The 20,964-nt window shown below is 72.5% G+C and carries 20 protein-coding genes; 9 read left to right on the forward strand and 11 right to left on the reverse strand.

Features of this window, described 5'->3' with window-relative positions:
- Nucleotides 1–7: 7 nt before the first annotated feature.
- The gene (locus tag OIU81_RS21400) at nt 8–1,288 is read right to left on the reverse strand and encodes a CaiB/BaiF CoA transferase family protein (RefSeq protein ID WP_329150268.1); all 1,281 of its coding nucleotides are present in this window, start codon (nt 1,286–1,288) and stop codon (nt 8–10) included.
- Nucleotides 1,289–1,559: 271 nt separating this feature from the next.
- Here OIU81_RS21400 and OIU81_RS21405 point away from each other — a divergent pair, with 271 nt between their 5' ends.
- Entirely contained in the window at nt 1,560–1,889 is a 330-nt protein-coding gene (locus tag OIU81_RS21405) for a hypothetical protein (RefSeq protein ID WP_329150270.1), read from the forward strand.
- Between the two features lie 30 nt (nt 1,890–1,919).
- Here the strand turns inward: OIU81_RS21405 and OIU81_RS21410 are convergent, their stop codons facing one another.
- The gene (locus OIU81_RS21410) at nt 1,920–2,543 is read right to left on the reverse strand and encodes a hypothetical protein (protein WP_329150271.1); all 624 of its coding nucleotides are present in this window, start codon (nt 2,541–2,543) and stop codon (nt 1,920–1,922) included.
- Nucleotides 2,544–2,628: 85 nt separating this feature from the next.
- Here OIU81_RS21410 and OIU81_RS21415 point away from each other — a divergent pair, with 85 nt between their 5' ends.
- Complete coding sequence (locus tag OIU81_RS21415) at nt 2,629–3,345, forward strand: VIT1/CCC1 transporter family protein (RefSeq protein WP_329150273.1); 717 nt, start codon at nt 2,629–2,631, stop codon at nt 3,343–3,345.
- Nucleotides 3,346–3,436: 91 nt separating this feature from the next.
- Here the strand turns inward: OIU81_RS21415 and OIU81_RS21420 are convergent, their stop codons facing one another.
- From OIU81_RS21420 to OIU81_RS21430, 3 genes are all read right to left on the reverse strand, one after another.
- Nucleotides 3,437–4,558 carry a P1 family peptidase gene (locus OIU81_RS21420; protein WP_329155263.1) on the reverse strand — a complete coding sequence of 374 codons (1,122 nt, stop codon included), beginning with the start codon at nt 4,556–4,558 and terminating at the stop codon, nt 3,437–3,439.
- Complete coding sequence (locus tag OIU81_RS21425) at nt 4,551–5,384, reverse strand: L,D-transpeptidase family protein (RefSeq protein WP_329150274.1); 834 nt, start codon at nt 5,382–5,384, stop codon at nt 4,551–4,553. The genes OIU81_RS21420 and OIU81_RS21425 overlap by 8 nt, the downstream gene beginning before the upstream one ends.
- Nucleotides 5,385–5,835: 451 nt before the next feature.
- Nucleotides 5,836–6,993, reverse strand: a complete 1,158-nt coding sequence (locus OIU81_RS21430; RefSeq protein WP_329150276.1) for a low temperature requirement protein A — start codon at nt 6,991–6,993, stop codon at nt 5,836–5,838.
- Nucleotides 6,994–7,184: 191 nt separating this feature from the next.
- On the opposite strand from OIU81_RS21430, the gene OIU81_RS21435 reads away from it, so the two are divergent.
- From OIU81_RS21435 to OIU81_RS21445, 3 genes are all read left to right on the forward strand, one after another.
- Nucleotides 7,185–8,420, forward strand: coding sequence for a helix-turn-helix domain-containing protein (locus OIU81_RS21435; RefSeq protein ID WP_329150278.1), 1,236 nt, complete (start codon nt 7,185–7,187; stop codon nt 8,418–8,420).
- 184 nt (nt 8,421–8,604) lie between these two features.
- Nucleotides 8,605–8,925, forward strand: a complete 321-nt coding sequence (locus OIU81_RS21440) for a hypothetical protein (protein WP_329155266.1) — start codon at nt 8,605–8,607, stop codon at nt 8,923–8,925.
- Between the two features lie 193 nt (nt 8,926–9,118).
- On the forward strand, nt 9,119–9,319 hold the full coding sequence (locus tag OIU81_RS21445) for a DUF397 domain-containing protein (protein WP_329150280.1): 201 nt from the start codon (nt 9,119–9,121) through the stop codon (nt 9,317–9,319).
- Between the two features lie 375 nt (nt 9,320–9,694).
- Here the strand turns inward: OIU81_RS21445 and OIU81_RS21450 are convergent, their stop codons facing one another.
- Nucleotides 9,695–10,729 carry a methyltransferase gene (locus OIU81_RS21450; protein WP_329150282.1) on the reverse strand — a complete coding sequence of 345 codons (1,035 nt, stop codon included), beginning with the start codon at nt 10,727–10,729 and terminating at the stop codon, nt 9,695–9,697.
- 244 nt (nt 10,730–10,973) lie between these two features.
- On the opposite strand from OIU81_RS21450, the gene OIU81_RS21455 reads away from it, so the two are divergent.
- Both OIU81_RS21455 and OIU81_RS21460 read left to right on the forward strand, forming a co-directional pair.
- A complete protein-coding gene (locus OIU81_RS21455; RefSeq protein WP_329150284.1) occupies nt 10,974–12,335 on the forward strand; it encodes an amidohydrolase in 1,362 nt (453 codons plus the stop codon).
- 95 nt (nt 12,336–12,430) lie between these two features.
- A complete protein-coding gene (locus OIU81_RS21460) occupies nt 12,431–13,507 on the forward strand; it encodes a MerR family transcriptional regulator (protein WP_329150286.1) in 1,077 nt (358 codons plus the stop codon).
- Nucleotides 13,508–13,584: 77 nt separating this feature from the next.
- Here the strand turns inward: OIU81_RS21460 and OIU81_RS21465 are convergent, their stop codons facing one another.
- Both OIU81_RS21465 and OIU81_RS21470 read right to left on the reverse strand, forming a co-directional pair.
- Complete coding sequence (locus OIU81_RS21465; RefSeq protein WP_329150288.1) at nt 13,585–14,820, reverse strand: helix-turn-helix domain-containing protein; 1,236 nt, start codon at nt 14,818–14,820, stop codon at nt 13,585–13,587.
- Complete coding sequence (locus tag OIU81_RS21470) at nt 14,817–15,137, reverse strand: putative quinol monooxygenase (protein WP_329150290.1); 321 nt, start codon at nt 15,135–15,137, stop codon at nt 14,817–14,819. The genes OIU81_RS21465 and OIU81_RS21470 overlap by 4 nt, the downstream gene beginning before the upstream one ends.
- 686 nt (nt 15,138–15,823) lie before the next feature.
- Between OIU81_RS21470 and OIU81_RS21475 the strand changes: the two genes are divergently transcribed.
- On the forward strand, nt 15,824–16,078 hold the full coding sequence (locus OIU81_RS21475; RefSeq protein WP_329150292.1) for a hypothetical protein: 255 nt from the start codon (nt 15,824–15,826) through the stop codon (nt 16,076–16,078).
- A 162-nt stretch (nt 16,079–16,240) separates the two neighbouring features.
- On the opposite strand, the gene OIU81_RS21480 is transcribed toward OIU81_RS21475, so the two are convergent.
- The 3 genes from OIU81_RS21480 to OIU81_RS21490 all read right to left on the reverse strand — a co-directional run bounded on the left by OIU81_RS21480 (nt 16,241) and on the right by OIU81_RS21490 (nt 19,229).
- Nucleotides 16,241–17,455, reverse strand: a complete 1,215-nt coding sequence (locus tag OIU81_RS21480) for an NAD(P)/FAD-dependent oxidoreductase (protein ID WP_329150294.1) — start codon at nt 17,453–17,455, stop codon at nt 16,241–16,243.
- Between the two features lie 95 nt (nt 17,456–17,550).
- A complete protein-coding gene (locus OIU81_RS21485) occupies nt 17,551–18,444 on the reverse strand; it encodes a sulfite exporter TauE/SafE family protein (RefSeq protein WP_329150296.1) in 894 nt (297 codons plus the stop codon).
- The gene (locus OIU81_RS21490; RefSeq protein WP_329150298.1) at nt 18,429–19,229 is read right to left on the reverse strand and encodes a GntR family transcriptional regulator; all 801 of its coding nucleotides are present in this window, start codon (nt 19,227–19,229) and stop codon (nt 18,429–18,431) included. The genes OIU81_RS21485 and OIU81_RS21490 overlap by 16 nt, the downstream gene beginning before the upstream one ends.
- Nucleotides 19,230–19,466: 237 nt before the next feature.
- Between OIU81_RS21490 and OIU81_RS21495 the strand changes: the two genes are divergently transcribed.
- A complete protein-coding gene (locus OIU81_RS21495) occupies nt 19,467–20,948 on the forward strand; it encodes a rhodanese-like domain-containing protein (RefSeq protein ID WP_329150301.1) in 1,482 nt (493 codons plus the stop codon).
- Nucleotides 20,949–20,964 lie beyond the last annotated feature (16 nt).

A 20,964-nucleotide genomic window follows, 5' to 3' on the forward strand; every position in this document is an offset into this window, starting at 1 on the left:
AGGAAGATCACGTGCGTGGCGGTAGGGGGTGGTCGGCCGACCCTGAGAGCCAGGTTCGCAGCGCCGGGCCGTGTTCGTCCAGGCGGGGTGGAGCGAAGGGTTGGGTCACCGGAGTCCCCGAGAGGCGGAGAGGGCTGGTGACTTGGGGGATCCGGCCCTCGCCCACCGGGGTCACCGGATCGAGCCCGAGCCGCGTGGCCAACGCCAGCGCCCCGGAGAGGGTGTTGACCGGGCCGCAGGGGACCGACGCCGCGGACAGTCGCTCGGACCAGCCCTGCGGCGTGTCGGCAGCCAGTAGGTTTTCGAGTGCTTTGATGAGTTCTGTACGGTTTTGTACGCGATCTTGATTGCGGACGAACCGGATGTCATCGGCCAGCTCCGGTGCGCCCAGCGTCTGCGTCAGCGCCCGGAATTGCCGGTCGTTGCCCGCCGCCACCGCGAGCGGTTCCCCGTCCCGGCAGGCCAGCGTCTCGTACGGGGCGATGCTCGGATGGCGGTTGCCCATGGGGCCCGGATCGCGGCCGGTGGCCAGGTGGCCGGACGCCTGATTGACCAGCGAACCCAGCAGCGATGAGAGCAGATTCACTTCCAGCAGCTGGCCCTCCCCGGTGCGGTCGCGGTGCCGCAGCGCCGCCAGGATGCCGGTGGTGGCGTCCTTCGCGGTCAGCACGTCCACCAGCGCGACGCCGGTCTTCAGGGGCGTCCCGCCGGGCTCGCCGGTGAGGCTCATCAGCCCGCCGACGGCCTGGACGACGAAGTCGTAGCCGGGCAGCAGGGCACCCGGGCCGGCGCCGAAGCCGGTGATGGTGCAGTGCACCAGGCCGGGGTTGGCGGCCCGGGTGGCGGTGTGGTCCAGGCCGTAACGGGCGAGCGAGCCGGGGCGGAAGTTCTCGATCAGTACGTCGGCCCGCCGGGCCAACTCGCGGGCCGCGGCCGCGTCGTCCGGATCGCCCAGGTCCAGGGCCAGGCCGCGCTTGGAGCGGTTCGCGGCGTCGAAATACGCCGCGGTGCCGTGCTGCCGCGGGCCGCTGCCGTCCGGCTCCGGGCCCTCGGGGCCGGGGGCGAACGGCGGGCCCCAGGCGCGGGTGTCGTCGCCGGTGCCCGGCCGCTCCACCTTGATCACCTCGGCGCCGAGGTCGGCCAGCGTCGCGGCGGCCAGCGGCCCGGCCAGCACCCGGCTGAAGTCCGCGACGAGGATGCCCTCCAGGGCGCGGGCGGGCGGCTCACCGGGCGGGCCGGCGGCAGGGGATGGCGAGGCGGCGGCGGGCGGCCGGGGTGGCTGCGGCACGGGGCGTTCTCCTCACGTCGCGGACGGGTGCCGCCATCGTCCGGGACGATTTTCGCCGGGGGGAAGGCTCCGGCTTGTCCAACGGCGTGGGACGGCACCTGCCAGGGTGGCGACCCGGGCCACCGCAGGAAGGTGTCGAGCCGGAAATGTAGCGAAATGCCATAGGAGATGCGTCACTTCAGGACTTAAGTCCCAAGATCCCCTGTCGAAAGTCCTGAGGCGTGGTGTCTACTGGCGTGAGCCCAGCGCCTCATCCGTCCGGGAGGACCGCATGCTCCCCGTCTCGATTGTGCAGCAGATCGGCCTCGGCGTGCTCTTCGCACTGGCCGTCGTCTGGACCGCCGGGCTGATCAGAATGCTGCGCCGGGGCCGGTACGAGGCGGCCATGTGGCGCGACCAGCAGGAGATGCGGACCCGCTACGCGCCGCGGGGGCGTTCCGCGTGGCCGGGACCGGACGCCCTGCCCGGCCGCCCGGAGCTGCTCGGTGCGGTGCCGCGGCAGACCGGTCCGGCCGGTCCGCCGTCGGAGTGCGTGGAGCTGAGCGAGGCCGAGCGCACCGCGTTCGAGGGGCTCGTCCGGCAGTTGACCAGCCCCAGTTGAGGCGGCGGCCGGCCGGGCGCACCGGGCGGCTCAGCGGCCCGGGCCCAGCCTCAGCAGGGCCAGCGCGGTCAGCATCTGCACCGATACGGCGGCCGTCGACTTCCACGTCGACAGATGGTGCTGGCCCCGTATGAGCAGGACCGCCAGAAGGTAGCCGAAGCCCCAGGTGGTCCAGGTCGCGGCCTGCACGAAGGTGGCGTCGGTCGGCAGCCAGGCGGCGATCGCCAGCCGCGGCAGATCCGTCACCCAGAACAGGACGATGAACAGGCTCGCGGTCGGCGCGAAGCGGCCTATGCCGCCGAGCGTGCGGGCGATGGCGTGGGCGACCGCGCCCAGGGCGAGGCTGGCGGTGAGCACCCCCGCCTCGGCCAGCCCGACGAGTTGCAGCGCCGCGGTCCGGTCGGCGGCCCACTGGGTGTGGAAGGCGTCCATCGACACCACCCCGATGCCGCCGCTGATCAGCGACAGCAGCACCGCCGCGCTCCAGGCGCTGCGGTCCCGTGCCTCGTCCAGCACCTCCACCGGCCGGTACCACAGCCCGAATATCAGCCGGTGCCACCACAGTCGGCGGCGTGGTGCGGGTGCACGGGGAGCCGGCTGGACGAGCGTGGGCGGCGGGTGCTGGGGAGAGGGGGAGGGGGGTGGTGCGGGCATAAAGCCGTTTCTACCACCGGCCAATTCGCGGTGGCGCGGGGGCGTCGGGCGCGACCACGGCCGGTGCGGATGAGAGGCTCGGCCGGTGACTGTGCAGACACCGGAGCACGACGAGGCGCACGGCGGCGGACTCGGCAGCCGGCTCAACTGGCTGCGGGCCGCGGTCCTCGGCGCCAACGACGGCATCGTGTCCACCGCCGGACTGGTCGTCGGGGTCGCCGGCGCCACCGACGCACGGGCCGCGCTGCTGACGGCGGGGCTGGCGGGGCTGCTGGCCGGGTCCATGTCGATGGCGGCCGGCGAGTACGTCTCGGTCTCCACCCAGCGGGACTCGGAGAAGGCCGCGCTGGCGATGGAGAAGCGGGAGCTGGCGACCGAGCCGCAGGCCGAACTCACCGAGCTGACGGAGATGCTGGAGGACAAGGGACTGGACGGCCGGCTGGCCCGGGAGGTCGCCGAGCAGCTCACCGAGCACGACGCGCTGCGGGCCCATGCCGAGGTGGAGCTGGGCATCGACCCCGACGAGCTGACCAACCCCTGGCATGCGGCGGGGGCGAGCTTCCTCGCGTTCACGGTGGGGGCGCTGCTGCCGCTGCTGGCGATCGTGCTGCCGCCCACCGGACAACGGCTGTGGATCGCGGTGCTCGCGGTGCTGGCGGCGCTGGCACTGTGCGGCTGGAGCAGCGCCCGGCTGGGCGCCGCACCGGTGCGCCGCGCGATCCTGCGCAACGTCGCGGGCGGCGCGCTGGCGATGGGTGTGACGTACGCGGCGGGGTCGGTGCTGGGGGCCGTGGGCGTGTGACCGGCCGCGGTGTGCCGTGGTGGCGCGGTCCGCGGCGGACGGTCCCGGAGCCGGTCCGCCTCACCGGTACGAGTGAGCGGGCGAGGCCGGCTCAGTCCGCCCCGTAGAGGTCGCGGTAGGACGGGAAGAGGCCGCCGGGGCCGTCCACCGTCTCCGCCGCCAGGGCGCCCCGGACCACGGCCCGGGTGACCACGTCCGCGCCGGCGGAGAGGATCTCGTTCAGCGCCCCGGCCTCCGCGTGGATGCCGAAGGCGGCGTCGGTGAGGGCCTCTTCGGGCACGAGCGGGCGGGCGGCGGTGGACAGGGTGAAGACGGTGTCGCCGTCGGACAGCAGATGGACGGGGCGGATGGCGCGGGCCAGCCCGTCGTGCGCGGTGCCGGCGAGTTTGTGTGCCTGGGCGCGGGTGAGGGCGGCGTCGGTGGCGACCACCACCAGGGTGGTGTTGAGGGGCGGGCGGACGGACGCGGCCGAACGGGCCCGGGACCTCTCCGTGGCCTCGGCCAGCCGGCGCAGCGCGGCCGCGTGCACCCCGGGGGCGGGCAGGGCGGTGCCGCCCTCGTACAGCCGGCCGTAGAGGGCGCCGGTGCGGGGGTCGGCGACGGAGCCCGCGGCATTGACGGCGGCCAGCGCGGCGACGGTGGTGCCCGACGGGAGGACCGCGCTCGCGGTGCCGATGCCGCCCTTGAGGCCGCCGGCCACCGCGCCCGTGCCGGCGCCCGTGTTGCCCTCGACCACCGGGCCGCCCGGCGCGGTGACCGCCGCGGCCGTGACCGCCGCCCGGCCCAGCGCGGCGTCCGGACGGGCCCGCCAGTCGCCGCCGCGCCCGAGGTCGAACAGGGCCGCGGCCGGCACGACCGGGACGACCTGGGCGGGGTCGGGCCCCACGCGGAAGCCGCGGCCCTGTTCCTCCAGCCAGGCGACGACACCCGACGCCGCGTCAAGACCGAAGGCGCTGCCGCCGGTCAGGACGACCGCCTCGATGCGCTGGACGAGGTTGCGCGGGTCCAGCGCGTCGGTCTCCCGGGTGCCGGGCCCGCCGCCGCGTACCTCCACGGCCGCGACGGCGCCGCCGTCGGGAGCCAGCACGACGGTGGTGCCGCTCAGGTGCCCGTCGCCGGTCCGCTGGGCGTGGCCGACCCGGAGGCCGAGGACGTCGGTCAGGGCGTCCTGCGGCCCCGCGGGGTGCGGCGCGCCCGGTGGCTGCTCAGTAATCGGCCGGTCCCATCACGATCACCGGGTGCAGGCTCGGGTCGAGGCTGCGCAGCAGTTCCCGCATCACCTTGGGCTTGAGGCTCACACAGCCCTGGGTGGGGCCGTCGTGGTCGACGTGCAGCCACACCCCGCCGCCCTTGGCGTCGCCCCATGGCCGCTGCTTGTCCAGGGGGGAGGTGCCGGGCTCCCGGTTGTAGTTGATGGCGATGACGTAGTCGAAGGCGCCGGCCAGCGGCTCGCCGTCCACCCCGGTGCCGTTGGCGACGAAGCTGTTGTTGCGGTCGTAGGGCAGCCGGGTGCCCGCGGGGGCGGCCAGCCGGCCGCCGGCGTCGGTGAGCGCGAAGACCCCGATGGGGGAGCGCAGGTCGCCGTAGCGGTGGTCGTCGGTCCAGCCGTGGGCGGCGTTGTGCGCGCCCCAGACGGGGCCCGGCACCCAGTCCTGCGAACCCTCCGCCCGGGTGTAGAGGACGACACGGGACTGGAAGGAGTCCATGCCCTTGCCGGTGACGACCAGAACCTGCCGGGAGTTGGCCGGTATCCGCTTCCTGGCGGCGTCGCTGAGGCCGGGGATCTGCCGGCCGGCGGGACCGTTCGGTGCGGCGTTCGGGGCGGTTTTCGGCGCGGCCGCGGGAGTACGTGGCGTGTCCGGGCCGGAAGCCGTCGCGGACGTGGTGCTCTTGGCGTCGGTCCCGCCGTTGTGATCGTCCCCCGAGGCCGGCCACGCCCACAGGGCGGTCCCGACCAGGGTGGAGACGGCGAGACCGCTCACGGCCTTGCTGCGCCGGGACAGTCTCGTCCGCGCGCGGGACTGAGCATGGCGGGCCATGGCTGGCGTCTCCTCCAGTACGGACGGCGGTCTGCCCGGGGCTTTCGGTGGTTCTCCCACAGGGCCACTCCCTGTCATAAAAAGGGCAATCTGCACCCTACCGCGTCGGCGTCGGTGCGCCTCCGCTGGCCCCTGTGCCCCACGGCGAACACGGGTGTGAAGCGCAGGGAAGTGGGGTCCATTGGTGGGTAATTGACGGGCCGTGGACGGACCGGGCGCCCGGGCCGGTACGCGGGCCGCGCTGGTGGCGGGCCCTCGCCCGGCCGGGGGACGAAGATGGCTCGATCTGATGCAGAATCAGGGCGGGGGCGGGGCTGTACGGCCGTTCGGCACGCTTATGGCGGAGCGGCGCGACGCGCCCGGGGGAGGGCGGCCGCCGGGGGTGTCCGGGCCGCTCCCGGAGATCGGTGACGGGGCGATCCCCGAGACGGGTGACGACGCGGGGCTCCGGCTACTCCACCGGTGCCGCGCCCTGACGGGACGTGAGGTGGACGCCGGCCGCGACGGTCGCGGCGGCCACCGAACCCGCCACCGGCACCGCCGCGCGCCCGGCGAGGGTGCACGCCAGGACCAGCAGCGCCGACACCGGCAGCACCAGCTGCTGGGCCGCGCCGCGCTTGTGGTGCCGGGAGTGGATCAGCCACACCGTGCACAGGAACAGCGCATAGGGCACCGTGACGCACGCGGCCGCCCCGAACGCCGACAGCTGCGCCCGGCCGGACGACTCCCTCACCACGACCTCGATGCCCGCGCCGACCGCGGCCGCCGAGCCGAACACGAGGTAGTGGCCGTAGCCCCACAGGAACGCCTGACGGTTCGCGCGCAGGTGGCGGTGGATGGGCACGGCGAAATAGATCCAGTACGCGGCGAAGACCAGCAGCAGCCCGCCGCCCGCGAGCGGCAGCAGCGCGCTCAGCTCGTCGTGCTCGTCCAGCGCCGACTGCACGGCCAGGGTGGCCGCCGCGATCGTCTCGCCCAGCACGATGATGGTGAACAGGCCGTAGCGTTCCGCGATGTGATGGGCATGCCAGCTGGTCTGCCAGGCCCGCTCGGCCAGCCCGGGGACGGCCAGCTCCAGCGCTCCCACGCTCACGAACACCCAGGGCACGTCCCCCTCCGGCAGGAGCAGCAGCCCCAGCCAGCCGACCTGGCACACCGTCACCCCCAGGGCGTAGGACAGCGCGGTGCGCCGCTCCGCGCCCCGGCTGCCGTGCGCGGCCCGCAGCCACTGGGCGACCATCGCCAGCCGCATCACCACGAACCCGCACCACACCAGGGTGAAGTCGCTCCCGGCGAAGGCCCGCGGCACACCGGCCGCCAGGATCAGCACCCCCGCCATCTGGACGAGCGTCACCACGCGGTAGAGCGGGTCGTCGGTGTCGTAGGCCGAGGCGAACCAGCTGAAGTTCATCCACGCCCACCAGATGGCGAAGAAGAGCATCAGATAGCCGAAGAGGCCGTGGCCCGGATCCCCCTCGGCCAGCGCATGCGCCAGCTGCCGGCCCGCCTGGGCGATCGCCACGACGAAACACAGGTCGAAGAAGAGCTCCAGCGGGGTGGCGGCGCGGTGCTGCTCGTCGCGCCGGCGCGCCCGCATGCGGACCGGCACCTCGGCTCCTCTCGTCGGCCGGAGCGGCCGCCCTCAGTACAGCGCGGGCGGCCCCTGCCACCAACGAGGGGAGCGGGGGGCGGCGTGTCGTGCGGGGCCGCTGCGTCGCGCTGGTGCAAGGCCAGGGTTGACTGAGGCGCGTCGTGCAGCTATAGCGGGCATACGCTTGTCGCTGAGGGGACGGTGAGCCCATGTCCACAGGGTTGGCTGACAACGTTCGGAAGTACCGGCGCACAGCCGGACTGAGCCAAGAGGCTTTGGCCGAAGCAGCAGACCTCTCGCTGAGTACGGTCCGCAAGGTGGAGCAGGGCGGGGACGCGCGGGTGGAGACGCTGCACGCCCTTGCTCGCGCGCTGGGGGCGTCCACGTCAGCGCTGATCGTCACGGAGGCAGCGAAGCCCGTTCTGGGCGACGAGGCGAACCGCCGGTATCTCGCTGGGCTTCGACGTGCGCTCATGCCCCCCATCGGCCTCTCGGCGCCGCTGACGGACCACGGGGAGGCCGGCGAGCTTTCGGTCTTGCGGCGAGAGATGGAAGACGGGCACGCGCTGTACCACGCCGATCGGTACAGCTCCGTGGCGAAGAGACTTCCGGGACTGCTGCGCTCCACTGAGACTGCCGTGTGCGCCTTTGAGGGCGAAGAGCGGCAGCACGCCTTGATCGTGCGCGCTCAGGCGCTCGGGTTGGCAGGAAAGTACCTGACGCAGGTCCGGCAATATGACATGGCGTACCACGCGCTGTCCGAGGCCATTCGCCTTGCTCGCGAGGTGGGGAAGACGCAACTTGCCGCAACGGGAGTTGTCGGCATGTGCTGGTTGCTGCTGAGGCAAGACCGCTTCGATGAGAGCGAACAGCTTGCCACCGTCACAGCGTCCGAGCTGGAACCTCGATTCTCTGTGGCCACGCCGGGTGCTCTCGCCGTGTGGGGTGAGCTTTCCCTCAGGGTCGCGTCTGCAGCAGTACGGAACAACCGTCCGGACATAGCGCGGGAAGCCCGCAGAATGGCCGCGACGGCTGCCAGCGCGCTGGACGCGGAACACACCGACTACCGGTCCCACTGGACGACGTTCGGACCCGTCACAGCGGAACTCAAGGCCGTCGAAGACCTGTCCATCATGGGCGACGCGCGGGGGGTGCTCCGGCGCGCTGACGACGGGCTGTTGAGTCAGAAGGCAGTACGCAACTACGGCAAGCCCAGCGCGAACAACTGGGACCGCCACCGGCTGGACGTGGCGCGGGCACACGGCCTGCTCGGGGCGCACCAGGACGCCATGGACGTCCTCACCTCGATTCGGCGCACGTCCGGTGAATGGATCACGCATCAAGCCATGGCCCGTTACGTGATGAGCGACATTCTCCGGTCCCGTAAGCGAACGCTGACCCAGGACATGCGCGAGTTGGCTGTTCATCTCGGGGTTGCCGAGTAGGTGTTGCGTAACGTGGTACATCCCTGTGAACCCTCGCCGAACTAACCCCCTGTGCACGTGGATTGCTCACCTGAGCGCCCATACGGTCCCCCTATGGAAAGTGGCGAAGGGGGCCGGAGTGGTGGAGAGAACGGACGGCGACCGGCAGCGGCGGCGCGACCTTGCCGACGCGGCGTCAGGGCAAGTGCCCCGGTTACTGCCCTGGACGACGGACGGCAAGCGGTGCTTGCTGAGCACAGATGATGCGGGCGGGTACCTGTCCCGGCTGGCTGACGAGATGGAAGCCGAACAGCTTGCCATGGGTGAGGACGTGCTCAGGGAAGCCCGAAAGGTGCTGGACGCCCCCCTGTCTCCGTATGCCGAGGTGCGGTATGCCGGGCTCCGTCTCGCTGAGTGCCTGAGGGACGCTCTCAGGGTCGCCGAGTCGCGCGGCATGCGCCTCCAGCACCCGAGCGAAGAAGCCGCGGAGAGCACCGCACAGGGCGCTGATGAGGCGTCTGCATGAGCCGCACACGGCCGCAGGGGGTGGCTGTGAGTCCTCAGGCGGCCATCCAGCCGGCCCGCAATCGCTGAAACTCCGCCGTTGTCGGACGCAGCACGAGGAGAACTGCTCCCGCGGCTCGCAGGAGTCCCGGCAGGGGCGGCGCAAGACGGCACGGGGACCGCTTCCCCGGCACGTAGAAGAGGGGAAAGCCACGATGAAAGCTTTAGAGTTCCGCACGTCCAGCGCATGCCAATACAACAACAAGGATCCACGCTGTGTCGAAGTGGCAACCAACGTGCCTGGCAAGGTGGTGGTCCGCAGCAGTCTGTCCGGTGAGGTGGTTGAGTTCACGGCCGTCGAGTGGACCGACTTCCTCAGCGGTGCCAAGCTCGGAGAGTTCGATATCTCGGCCTAGGAGATGCCTTGCAGGAGTGCCCCCGCTGTGGCAGCGAAGCGGTACCGGACCCGGAGAATGCGCGCGCTCTCTGGTGTATGTCGTGCTGGCACGTGGGGACGCCCCCGAAGGAATCCGGCTGTACGGGCTCATTGCCCCGGCGCATGCCTGCGCTGAGGGTGCTGGATGAGCACCGGGACCTGAACCGCTGAGCGCCTGAGAGAGGCCCGGTCGGCACGTTCCCCGTGTGCCGGCCGGGTTTCCCGCTGTCCAACTTGGCCAATTCGTAGCTCGTGCAAGGGCACTGAGACATCCAGTGGCGCCGTGGTTCACACCCACCAGATGGCGCGGAAGAGCTCCTGAGGGGTGGCGGTGGATGTCGTGCGGGGCCGGCGGCTACTCGGCGACCGCCTCCACGATCGAGGGGAAGGCCGAGGTCGGCAGCACCCGGGTCAGCCGGAAGCCCTCGGCCGACAGCAGCGTCGCGAACTCCTGTGCGGTGCGCTCCTGCCCGTCGACCACGGCCATCATCGCCACGTCCAGGGTCTTGCCGAAGTGCGGGGCGTTGCCCGGTGGCAGCACGGAGTCGATGACCAGCAGCCGGCCGCCGGGCGCCATCGCCGCGTGGCAGCTGCGCAGGATGCGCCGGCAGGCCTCGTCCGGCCAGTCGTGCAGGACCTGCTTGAGGACATAGACGTCCCCGCCCTCCGGTACGGACGCGAAGAAGTCGCCCTCCTGGGTGCGCCAGCGGCCCTTCAACTCGTCGCCGTCCAGGAGGTGGTGGGCCAGCGGCGGCGCCTGGTCGAAGAGCACCCCGGTCAGCTGCGGATGGCGGCGCAGCACGGCGTGCAGCAGCCCGCCGCGGCCGCCGCCGACGTCCACGACCGTCCCGCCGGTCGCGGGGAACGGATAGATCGCCGCCACCGCCTCGTCGACCGGTGCGGACAGCGACGACATCCCGTCGTCGAAGAGCCGTCGGGTGTCCGGATCCGACTGCAGATGGGTGAAGAGGGGCGCCCCGTGGAGCCGCTCGAAGGAGGTGCCGCCCTCCCGCACCGACTCCGGCAGGTCGGCCGAGACCCGCCGGAAGAGGTCGTCGGTCATCATCATGACCGCGTCGTGCAGCGAGCCGGGGACGCCGGTGCGCAGCGGGGCGGCGGCCGGCGTCAGCCGGAAGGCCCCCGCGGTGTCCTCCCGGAAGATGCCGCGGGTGGCGAGATAGCGCAGCACGCGGCGCAGATGCGGGGCGTGGGTGCCGGTGGCGGCGGCCAGCTGCCCGGCGGTGCGCGGGCCCCCGGCGAGATGGTCGGCGATGCGGTGCTGCGCCGCGGTGCGCAGCGCGGCGGAGAAAAGGTGGCCCATGGCCTGGTCCATCAGGTGAGCCATGAGGTCGCGGGGCTCGCCGGTCGATCGGTCGGGGGAAGTGGCCAACGTCAGCCTCCAGTCAGCGGCTTGGGCTTGCTGGTCCCGGTCGCCGGGGGTGATCCACGGTTGCAGCCGAGCGCTCCGGTGTCACGGGCGGACTCCGGGTCAACCGCGAAGTCCGGCCAGGGAAGGGCGGGGTGGCGTGCAGGGCTCGTCGGCGGCGGCCGGGCACGGGCCCTAGGGGACGGCTCCGGGGGATGCCGGGGGCCGTCCCTCGATGCGGAGCGGCCGTTCATGGTCGAATGCGCGTATGAGCGACAGCGACACGACAGGCACGACCAGCCCGACCGATGACGCCGAGCACCGCAACGACTCCGCACCGGCCGCCGTCCTGGCCCCGCTGGACGACCGCCTCCCGGACCTCGTGGCCCTCTACGAGGATTTGCACCGGCATCCCGAGCTCGGCTTCCAGGAGACCCGGACCGCCGCCGAGGCCGCCCGCCGGCTGACCGCGGCCGGCTATGACGTCACCACCGGCATCGCGGGGACCGGTGTCGTCGGCGTCCTGCGCAACGGACCGGGGCCCGTGGTCCTGCTGCGCGCCGACATGGACGCACTGCCCGTCACCGAGAACTCCGGCCTGGACCACGCCTCCACGGTCCCCGGCCGGATGCACGCCTGCGGGCACGACGTCCATGTGACGTGTCTGCTGGGCGCCGCCGCTCTGCTCGCCGCGGGCCGCGGCCACTGGTCCGGCACGCTGATCGCGCTCTTCCAGCCCGCCGAGGAGGTCGGCGGCGGCGCCCGCGCCATGATCGACGCCGGCCTCTACACCAAGGGCCTGGTCCCCACCCCCGAGGTGGTGCTGGCCCAGCATGTCGCCCCGCTCGCCGCCGGGCTGATCGCCTACTGCCCCGGACCCTGCATGGCCGCCGCCGACAGCCTGGAGATCACCTTCCACGGCTCCGGCGGCCACGGCTCACGGCCCGAGACCACCGTCGACCCGATCCTGATGGCCGCGTCCTTCGTGCAGCGGGTGCAGTCCGTGGTGGCCCGCGAGGTCGCGCCGAAGGACCGGGCGGTGGTCACCGTCGGCTCCTTCCACGCCGGGGACTCCGCCAACGTCATCCCCGACCGGGCCGTCGTACGGCTCAGCATCCGCACCTTCGACGAGGCGGTGCGCAGCTCGGTGCTGGCCGCCGTCGACCGCATCGCACGGGCCGAGGCCGCCGCCTCCGGTGCCGGGCGCGCCCCCGAGACCGAGGTCCTGGACACCTTCCCGGTCACCGTCAACGACTCCGCGACGCTGCGGCAGGTCAACGAGGCGTTCACCGAACTCTTCGGCGACCAGCGGGTGTTCCCCTACGAACCGGCCACCGGCAGCGAGGACGCCGGACTGCTGGCGACCGCCGCCGGGGCACCGCTCTACTACTGGTGGCTGGGCGGCTGGGATCCCGAGGAGTTCCAGGCGGCGCTGGCCGCCGGACGGCTGGCGCAGGACATCCCGTCCAACCACTCCCCGCACTTCGTACCGGTCGTCCGCCCGACCCTCACCATGGGCGTGGAGGCGCTGACCGCCGCGGCGCTCAACCAGCTGGCGCCACCGGCGACGGATGCCCGCGCGAAGCCGGCCGGGCAGGCCGCCCGGGGCGGGGCGGCACCGGGCGTTTGACCTTGTCCTTGGGGCAAGCCCCAGCATCGGCGGTGCCGGGCGAGGCGTCCGGCACGAGGAAGACGGACGGGCGGACGGGCGGATGGAGGCACGGCATGACGCCGTACGAGGACGGTCAACTGCTGACCATCGGGGCGTTCGCACGGGCCTGCCGGCTCTCGCCGAAGGCACTGCGCCTCTACGACGAACTCGGCCTGCTGACCCCGGCCCGTGTCGATCCGCACAGCGGCTACCGCCACTACGCCCCGGCCCAGCTGGAGCAGGCCCGGCTGGTGGCCTGGCTGCGCCGGCTCGGGATGCCGCTGGCCCGCATCCGCGAGGTGGGCGAGCTGGCCCCGGCCGCGGCGGCCGGGGCGGTCGCCGCGTACTGGGCGCAGGTCGAGGCCGACACCGCGGCCCGCCGGGACCTGGCCGCCTTCCTCGTCGATCAACTGACGCGGAAGGACACCGGTATGACCGCATCCCGTACGCCCTTGACGATGCGCTGCGCCGCCCTGACCGACCGGGGCCTGGTGCGCCCGGCCCAGCAGGACGCGGCCTACGCGGGACCCCGGCTGCTGGCCGTGGCCGACGGCTACGGCCCGCGCGGCGGCCCGGCCGCCACCGCCGCCATCGACGCGCTCAAGGGCCTGGAGCACCAGGACCTGGCCTCGGCGGATCTCCCGGGCGCCCTGGAGGAGGCCGCCCGCCGCGCCCACCGCGCCGCCCCCTCGGCGGACGAGGCGACCGGCAGCACCCTCACCGCGCTGCTCCGCTCCGGCAGCCGGCTGGCGCTGCTGCACATCGGGGACTCGCGGGCCTATGTCCTGCGCGACTCCGGCCTGTTCCGCATCACCCACGACCACAGCCCGGTCCAGTCACTGATCGACGAGGGCCGGCTCACCCCCGAGGAAGCCCCGTCCCACCCGCAGCACGGCCTGCTGCTGCGCGCACTCGACGCGGACACCGAGTTCACCCCCGACGTGCACCTGCTCGAAGCCCACCCCGGGGAGCGCTATCTCCTGTGCACCGACGGCCTGACCAATGTCCTGCCCCCCGACACGATCCAGGCCGCACTCACCACCGCCACCACCCCCGACCAGGCCGTACGCGACCTCGTCCAACTGACCCACGAGGCGGGGGCGCCGGACAACGTGGCCTGTGTGGTGGCGGAGATATCGGCGGCGGCGTAGCGCGGACGTGAGGGGGCGCGGCGGCCGGCCGATTCCGGCGGCCGCCGCGCTGACCTCGGACGGGCGGGGAGGGCCGGTCACGCCATGGCGTCGGAGCGTTCGGCCAGACCGCGCAATTCGGGCGACGCCGCGCGCCCGGCCATCAGCACCAGTTCACGGATGACTCCACGCGCAGCGGTGTGACTGCGCACCACGTCGGGGGCCACCTGCTCTGCTCTCAGCAGCGCATCGAGGGCGTCACCGAACTGCCGTCGCTGGGCATGGGCCCGTCCCACATCCATCAGAAGCCTGGCCCGCCGCTCGGCGGACAGCTCCTCGGCGTCCACACCCTTGGCGATGTCGAGCGCTTCCCCGGCATCTCCGAGGTCCACCGCGGTGGATACCGCCTGGACCTCGACATTCGTAGGACCGAACTCCAGATTGAAGTCGCTCCGCCCTCCGCCGACCCGTTCGGCCACGACTCGGGCCTTCGCGATCTGCTCACGGGCTGCCGCGCGGTCTCCCGCCCGGGCGTGCACCAGCGCCAAGGCAAGATGGAGCGAGCCCAGAACCGACAGTTCTTCCGGGCTGGTGGACCGCGGCTCGGCGTGCTGCGCAAGCGTGTTGATGGCCGCGGCAGCCGCATGTTCGGCCTGATCCAGATGCTTGAGCCGGACGAAGGCGTGGACCAGACGGAAGACCCCGACGAAGACGCCGAGCTGATCGCCCGCGAGCTCTGCCGCGCGGATGGCGCGGTCAGCGGCCACCCATGCGGCGTCGGCCTCGTTCTGGCGCACGAAAGCCGCAGCCAGCGCCTGATAGGTACGTGCCGTCAACCGGTGTACTTCTGCCCGGTGTGCACCGGGTGCCGTGCGGGAGGCCTGCTCCAGACGGGGCACCAGCGGACCGAGCGCCGCGCTCAGCTCGGCGAACCGGCCCGCATGTGTCAGTGCCCAGACGCGTTCGACCTCCTCACGCAGCTCAGGCAGAGCCGGGCGGGGTTCCTCCCGTGGGTCGAGTAGTACATCCAGCGCGGAGTGCCCCGAAATCACCAGGCGGGCCTGGTCCAGATCATTCTGCGGCGCTTCACCTGTCGCCTCGGGCTCCGCTGCAACCGGGGCCTCGGGCTGCAGAATCTGAAGTGACACCCCCAGGCCGTCCGCCAGCAGACGCAGCACATCGAGGCGGTTGACCGGCTGAATTCCCCGTTCCACCTGGGACACCCAGCTGGCCGTACGGCCGAGCGCTGCGCCCAACTCGGTCTGTGTGAGACCGCGCCGGCGTCGTAGTTCCGCGACCCGCACGCCGAACTCCCGCCGCTTCTGTGCCGTCACGGTTGCACGGCCACCTTTCCGTCGACGACATCGAGGAAGGTCACCTCGACGCCCGTCAGGTGCTGCTCGCGTTCGGCGAGGAAGCGCCTGGTGTGCGGCTGTGCTTCGTGCGCCTCGAATGCGGCACGGTCCGCGTACAGCTCGTAGAAGACGCGGACCAGCGGATCGCCCTCCGGGACATGGCTCACGTACGTCAGCGTGTCGGGCTCATGGGCCTTGATGCCGGTCAGCGTCCGTGCGCACAGCTGGTCAAAGGCAGTTGCCGCCTCCTGGTCTCTCAACGAGAAGCGAACAACCAGGCCGAATCCGTCGTTCATGTGTGCCCCTTCCGGTCGCGCTCAGTCTGTCAGTCGTGCAGTCGGACTGCGAGTCGCAGAATTTATTCAATCGCAGAGATTCTGCGAGTATGCTCGTAGTGGCGAGATTGCTGAGCGTGACGCCGGTGACGTCAAAGGAAGTTGAGGTCATGGGTGTGGTCTGCCGCCTCGCTGCCCTGAAACGAGAGACCCCCGCGGCCGTGTGCAAACGGCCCGGGGGCGTGGCCCACCTGGAGAAAGCAGGTAGACATGCCGCACTTTATCGCTCGCCTCTGTGCGCAGCTGCTGAGGCTGTTATTGCCCCCACACGGTCGGCACCGCGCCGCCCCGACGGCTGACCTTCGCGCGGCGAACGCCGCGACCACACTCCGGCTGCCGCACCATCAACTCGCCTTCGCACGAGGTGGGGACTGCGCCCCGGTAGGCCCCCGTGCCCTCGTGCACTCCGCACGGCGCCACCCGAATCGGCTCGCGCAGCAGCAACGCCACCGCACCCTGCTGCCCCTCGTCCGAGACGTCGGCACCGGCCACCGCTGCCTCCACAGGCAGAAGGTGGCCGTGTGAGGAACGGCGGGGGCGGAGAGGGCCGGTTCAGCCGTCTTCTCCCGTGGGCAGGCCCCGAAGGAAAACCCTGCTACCTCATCACGGACCGCTCGGATGGCCGCCTGTCGCAAGCGGCCGACAGGGTGGAGTCGGTACAGCTGGAGATGGGCCACGACCTGCTGGGACACGCAGTCGAGTTGATCGATGATGCCAAGGTCTGTGCCTCAGAACTCCGTTACCTGTCCGCCCGGCTGGCCGAAGCCCTGCGCGACGCCCTGCGCGACGCCCTGCGCGTCGCTGAGAGCAGAGGCGACCGACTTCCGGCAGCCGGCGGCGAGGACGGCACCGCGCGGGAGCGGCCCGGCGATACCGGATACGAGGACCTGGCCTCCCCCTGAGAAGGGCGGGCGGTCCCCTTCACAGGGGGCCGCCCGCTTCGGCAATCGAAGTCTCCGGGCCTGACGGCGAGACTCTCGGCAGACGGAGCGCCGGTGGGCAGGCCGGGCCCGCCCCACCTCGGGGCACCGGGCGTGGGTTGGAACGCAGTGCCCGCCCCGCCCCTAAGCCAGCCCCTTCAGCATCCCCTTGAAGTAGAGCTGTGGCAGGCCGTAGCGCTTGAGGAACCACATGTCGGTGCGTTCGCGGGTGGTGTCGAGGAAGGGGATCGAGGGGGTGGGCTGCAGGTCGTAGTCGAACTCGGCGAGCAGCATCTTGTGGCGGGCGGTGACCAGGGGGCAGGAGGTGTAGCCGTTGTAGCGGGCGGTGGCGGGGCGGCCGCGCAGACCCGCGAGGAGGTTGTCGACGACGACCGGGGCCTGCTTGCGGATCGCGGCGCCCGTCTTGGACGTCGGCAGATGGGCGACGTCGCCGAGGACGAACACGTTCGGGAAGTCCGGGTGCTGGAGGGTCGCCCGGTCGGTCCTGACGTAGCCGTGCGGGGAATCGGGGTCGGCGAGCGGGCCGTTCGCCAGCCATTCCGGGGCGCGCTGCGGCGGTACGGCGTGCAGCAGGTCGTAGTGCACGGTCTCGGTCTTGCCGGTGCCGTGATCCGTGATCTCCGCCTCGCGGGCGGCGCCGTCCAGCCGGGTCATCTCGGAGCTCAGCCGCACCTCGATGCCGTACCGCCGGGCCGTCTCCGTCAGCGCGCGGTCGAAGACCGGCACCTTGAACATCGCCGGCTCCGGCAGCACCAGGATGGTGCGGATCGCGCCCAGTACGCCGCGCTTGCGCCAGTGGTCGGCCGCCAGATACGCGATCTTCTGCGGGGCGCCACCGCACTTCACCGGCCCGGACGGCATGGTGAACACCGCCGTGCCGCTCCGCATCCGGCGGATCAACTCCCAGGTGAGCGGGGCGAGATCGGGCCGGTAGTTGCTGCTCACCCCGCCGTGCCCGAGGGCCGCGGACAGCCCGGGCACCCCGTCCCAGTCGAGTTGCAGGCCGGGGGCGAGGATCAGCCGCCCGTAGGACAGGACCCGGCCGGAGCCGGTGGTGACCGTACGGGCGGTGGGGTCGACGGCGGTGGCACGCTCGCGCAGCCAGCGCACCCCCGGCGGTATGACGTCCGCCTCGGTGCGCAGCGAGGCGCGCAACGGGGCCTGGCCGCCGCCGACCAGCGTCCACAGCGGCTGGTACCAGTGCGTTTCGGAGGGCTCCAGCAGGGTGATGCCGCGGATGCCGGCACGTCGTAACCGGGCGGCGACGGTGATGCCCGCGGTGCCGCCGCCGACGATCAGGACCTGGTGGTGGGACGGGGCGGCGGATGCCGGAGCCATGTGTACCTCCTGGAAGTGGGTGGAAGTGGGTGGAAGTGGGTGGAAGTGGGTGGAAGTGGGTAGAAAAGGACGGGTCGGTGCGGAGTGCGCCGGGGTCATGGGGCCCAGAGGTGCGGGAGGGCGACGGCCGCCATCGCGACGGCGAGGACGGTGACCAGACCGGCGAACGCCGTGGTCAGGGCCTGCGGGCGCAGGCGGGTGGTGAGGCGGTTGCCGAGGTTGCTGCCGACCGCGGCGCAGGCCGCGAAGCCGGCCAGCAGCGGCCAGTCCAGGGTGCCGGTGCCGGCCCGGGTGCCCAGCGCGGTCAGGGAGTTGATGAGGATGACCAGGAGCGAGGTGCCTATGGCGACCGGCATCTCCAGGCCCAGCACCAGGGTGAGGGCGGGTACGACGACGAAGCCGCCGCCGACCCCGAAGAAGCCGGTGAGCAGCCCGACGGCGGAGGCGGTCGCGGCGACACGGGCCGGGCGGATGGGCGCAGGAGAGACAGGAGGGGCAGGAGAGACGGGAGAGGCGGCCGTTCTCCGGGGATCCCGTGAGGGCTCGGCCCGCACGGCATCCGATGCCGGCACGCCCTGCGCCTCCCCCGGGGGTTCCGTACCGTCCGCCTCCCGCGAGGCGCGCAGCCCCCGTAACAGCAGCATCGCCGCCACCACGAGCATCAGACCCGCGAACGCCGCCATCAGCACCGTGGGATCCAGCGCCGCACTCCACCGGGAACCGAGGTAGCTGCCGGCCGTACCCAGCGCCCCGAAGGCCGCACCGGCCGCCCAGCGGACCCGCCCGGCGCGGGCATGGCACATCAGCCCGGTCACCGCGCCGACCGTGACGACGACCAGCGCGCCCGCGGTCGCCTCGTGCGGCGACTGCCCCAGCAGATAGACCAGCGCGGGCACCGCCAGCACCGAACCGCCGCCGCCCAGCGCGCCCAGCAGCAGCCCGATCACCAGCCCGCACGGCAGCGCCGTGACGGCTATGAGGACGGACACGAGGCCCGCGGCGCCAGGGCGACGGCCCGGCTGTTGTCGGACCACTCCGCGACGAAGGTGAACCGGTCGCCGCGCACCACCGTCTCGCGCCACTCCACGGGCCGCTCCCCGGCCCGCCCCAGCCGCTCGATGGCGAACGCCGGCTCCCGGTCGGCCAGCCCCAGCAGCCACGCCTGCCGGATGTCCGGCAGGAACGGATGGATCCGCTCCCGGCCGCCGGTGACCTTCACCCCGCAGCGCCGGGACAGCTCCCCGTAGAGCGAGGTGTGCCCGAAGTCGGCCTCCAGCAGCGGCTCGGCGGCCTCGGCGGGCAGATACGCGGTGTCGTGGGCGAGCGGTTCGCCGTCCGCGAGCCGCAGCCGCTCCAGGACGATCAGCGGCGCATCCGGGATCAGCCCCAGATGCCCGGCGATCGTCCCGTCCGCGGTCCGCTCCAGCCGCAGCACCTCGCTGCGCTGCTCCACGCCCTGCCCCTCCAGCTCACGGAAGAGGCTGTAGAGCGAGCCCAGCGGCTGCTGTATGCGGCGGGTGTCGAGCCGGCTGGCGCGGCCGCGTTCGGCGATCACCAGGCCGTCGGCGCGCAGCTTGCGCAGCGCCTCGCGGACGGTGTGCCGACTGACCCCGTACTCGCCGGTGAGCCGGTGCTCGGCGGGGAACTCCGCGTGGAACGCGCCGGCTTCCATCCGGCGGCGCAGATCGGCGAAGAGCTGTGCCCACAGGGGCAGCGGCGAGTGCCGGTCCAGGGCGCGCGGTTCGTGTGCGCCGTCCGGCGGCTCGGTCGTCATGGTCGATTCCTCCGCGGACTGACGAGGTGGGGTGGCGTGGGGTCGGATGGGGCGGGGGAGAGGGTACGGGGCCCTGAGCGGCTGATACGGGGTCATATCTCCCGCCGGGAAGGGGACCCCGGCTTGTCGCCCGCCCTCGGGGTACCTAATGTACGTACATCCGTGCATCCGCACAACGCACCCTGCCCGGACGGGTCCCGGCCGCCGGACGGACCCGCACACCTCTGGAGGCCGACCGTGCACTTCGCGCAGTACTACCTCGACTGTCTGTCCCAGGCGTCGTATCTGATCGGCGACGAGACCACCGGACGGGCCGTGCTCGTCGACCCGCGCCGCGACACCGACGAATACGTGCGGGACGCGGAAGCCGCCGGCCTGCGCATCGAACTCGTCGTCGAGACGCACATCCACGCCGACTTCCTCTCCGGACACCTCGAACTCGCCCGCGCCACGGGCGCCACCGTCTGCTTCGGCGCGGCCGCCGAAACCGGCTTCCCCATACGGCGGTTAAGGGACGGCGAGCGCCTCTCGCTCGGCGGGGACGACGGCGAGGGGGTCACCCTCACCGTCCTCGCCACCCCCGGCCACACCCTTGAATCCATCTGTCTGGTCATCCGCGAACACCCCGACGACGAGGTGCCGTTCGGCGTGCTGACCGGCGACACCCTCTTCGTCGGCGACGTCGGCCGCCCCGATCTGCTGTCCGCCGCGGGGCACTCCCCGCAGGACATGGCCGCCCGGCTGCACCACTCCCTGCACACGAAACTGCTGACCCTCCCGGACGCGACCCGGGTCTTTCCCGCACATGGCGCGGGCTCCGCGTGCGGCCGCAGCCTGTCCACCGAGACCAGCTCCACGATCGGCGATCAGCGACGCCTCAACTACGCCCTGCAGCCCATGCCGGAGGCCGACTTCATCCGGCTGGTCACCGCCGGACAGCCCGCCACCCCCGGCTACTTCGCGCACGACGCGGCCCTCAACCGCGACGGTCATCCCCTCCTGGAGCCCGGCCCGCCGCCCGCCCTCACCCTGGACGAGGCACTCACGGCCCGCGACGAGCAGGGCGCCGCCCTCCTCGACTGCCGCCCGCTGGCCGCCTACACCCGGGCGCACCTGGCCGGTTCGTTCCATACGAGCCTGGACACGCGGTTCGCGGAGTACAGCGGCAGCGTGGTCGCCCCGGGCACCCCCATCGTGCTGCTCGCCGACCCCGGCGCGGAGCAGGAGGCCCGCCTCCGCCTCGCCCGCATCGGCTACGACCACGTCCTGGGCCATCTGCCCGACCCCGCCGCCGTATTGGAGCGCTGCCCCACACTCACCCGCCGCAGCCATCGCATCCGCTACGAGGAACTGGCGGGGGAGCGGAGCCGGTGGAGCGGGGGGCTCCGGGTGGCGGAGAGCGTGGAGGGCGGGGCTTTGAGGGGCGGGGAGCCGGCTGATCGCCGTGGCGTGGCCGGTGCGCGGCCGGACGGTGTCCAGTTGATCGATGTCCGCAATCCGGCCGAGTACGAGGCGGGGGCCCTCCCCGGAGCCCGCAACATCCCGCTGGCCGGCCTCCGCCACCACATCGGGGCACTGGACCCGGACCGCCCGGTGGTCCTGTACTGCCGCAGCGGCAACCGGTCGGTGATCGCGGCGGCCCTGCTGGAGGCGCACGGCTTCGGGGACGTGTGCGACGTGGTGGGCGGCTATGAAGCGGTGGCGGCGGCCGCGGGGTGAGCCGTGCACCGGTTGG

The sequence above is a fragment of the Streptomyces sp. NBC_01454 genome (assembly GCF_036227565.1).
In the GTDB taxonomy this organism is placed as follows: domain Bacteria; phylum Actinomycetota; class Actinomycetes; order Streptomycetales; family Streptomycetaceae; genus Streptomyces.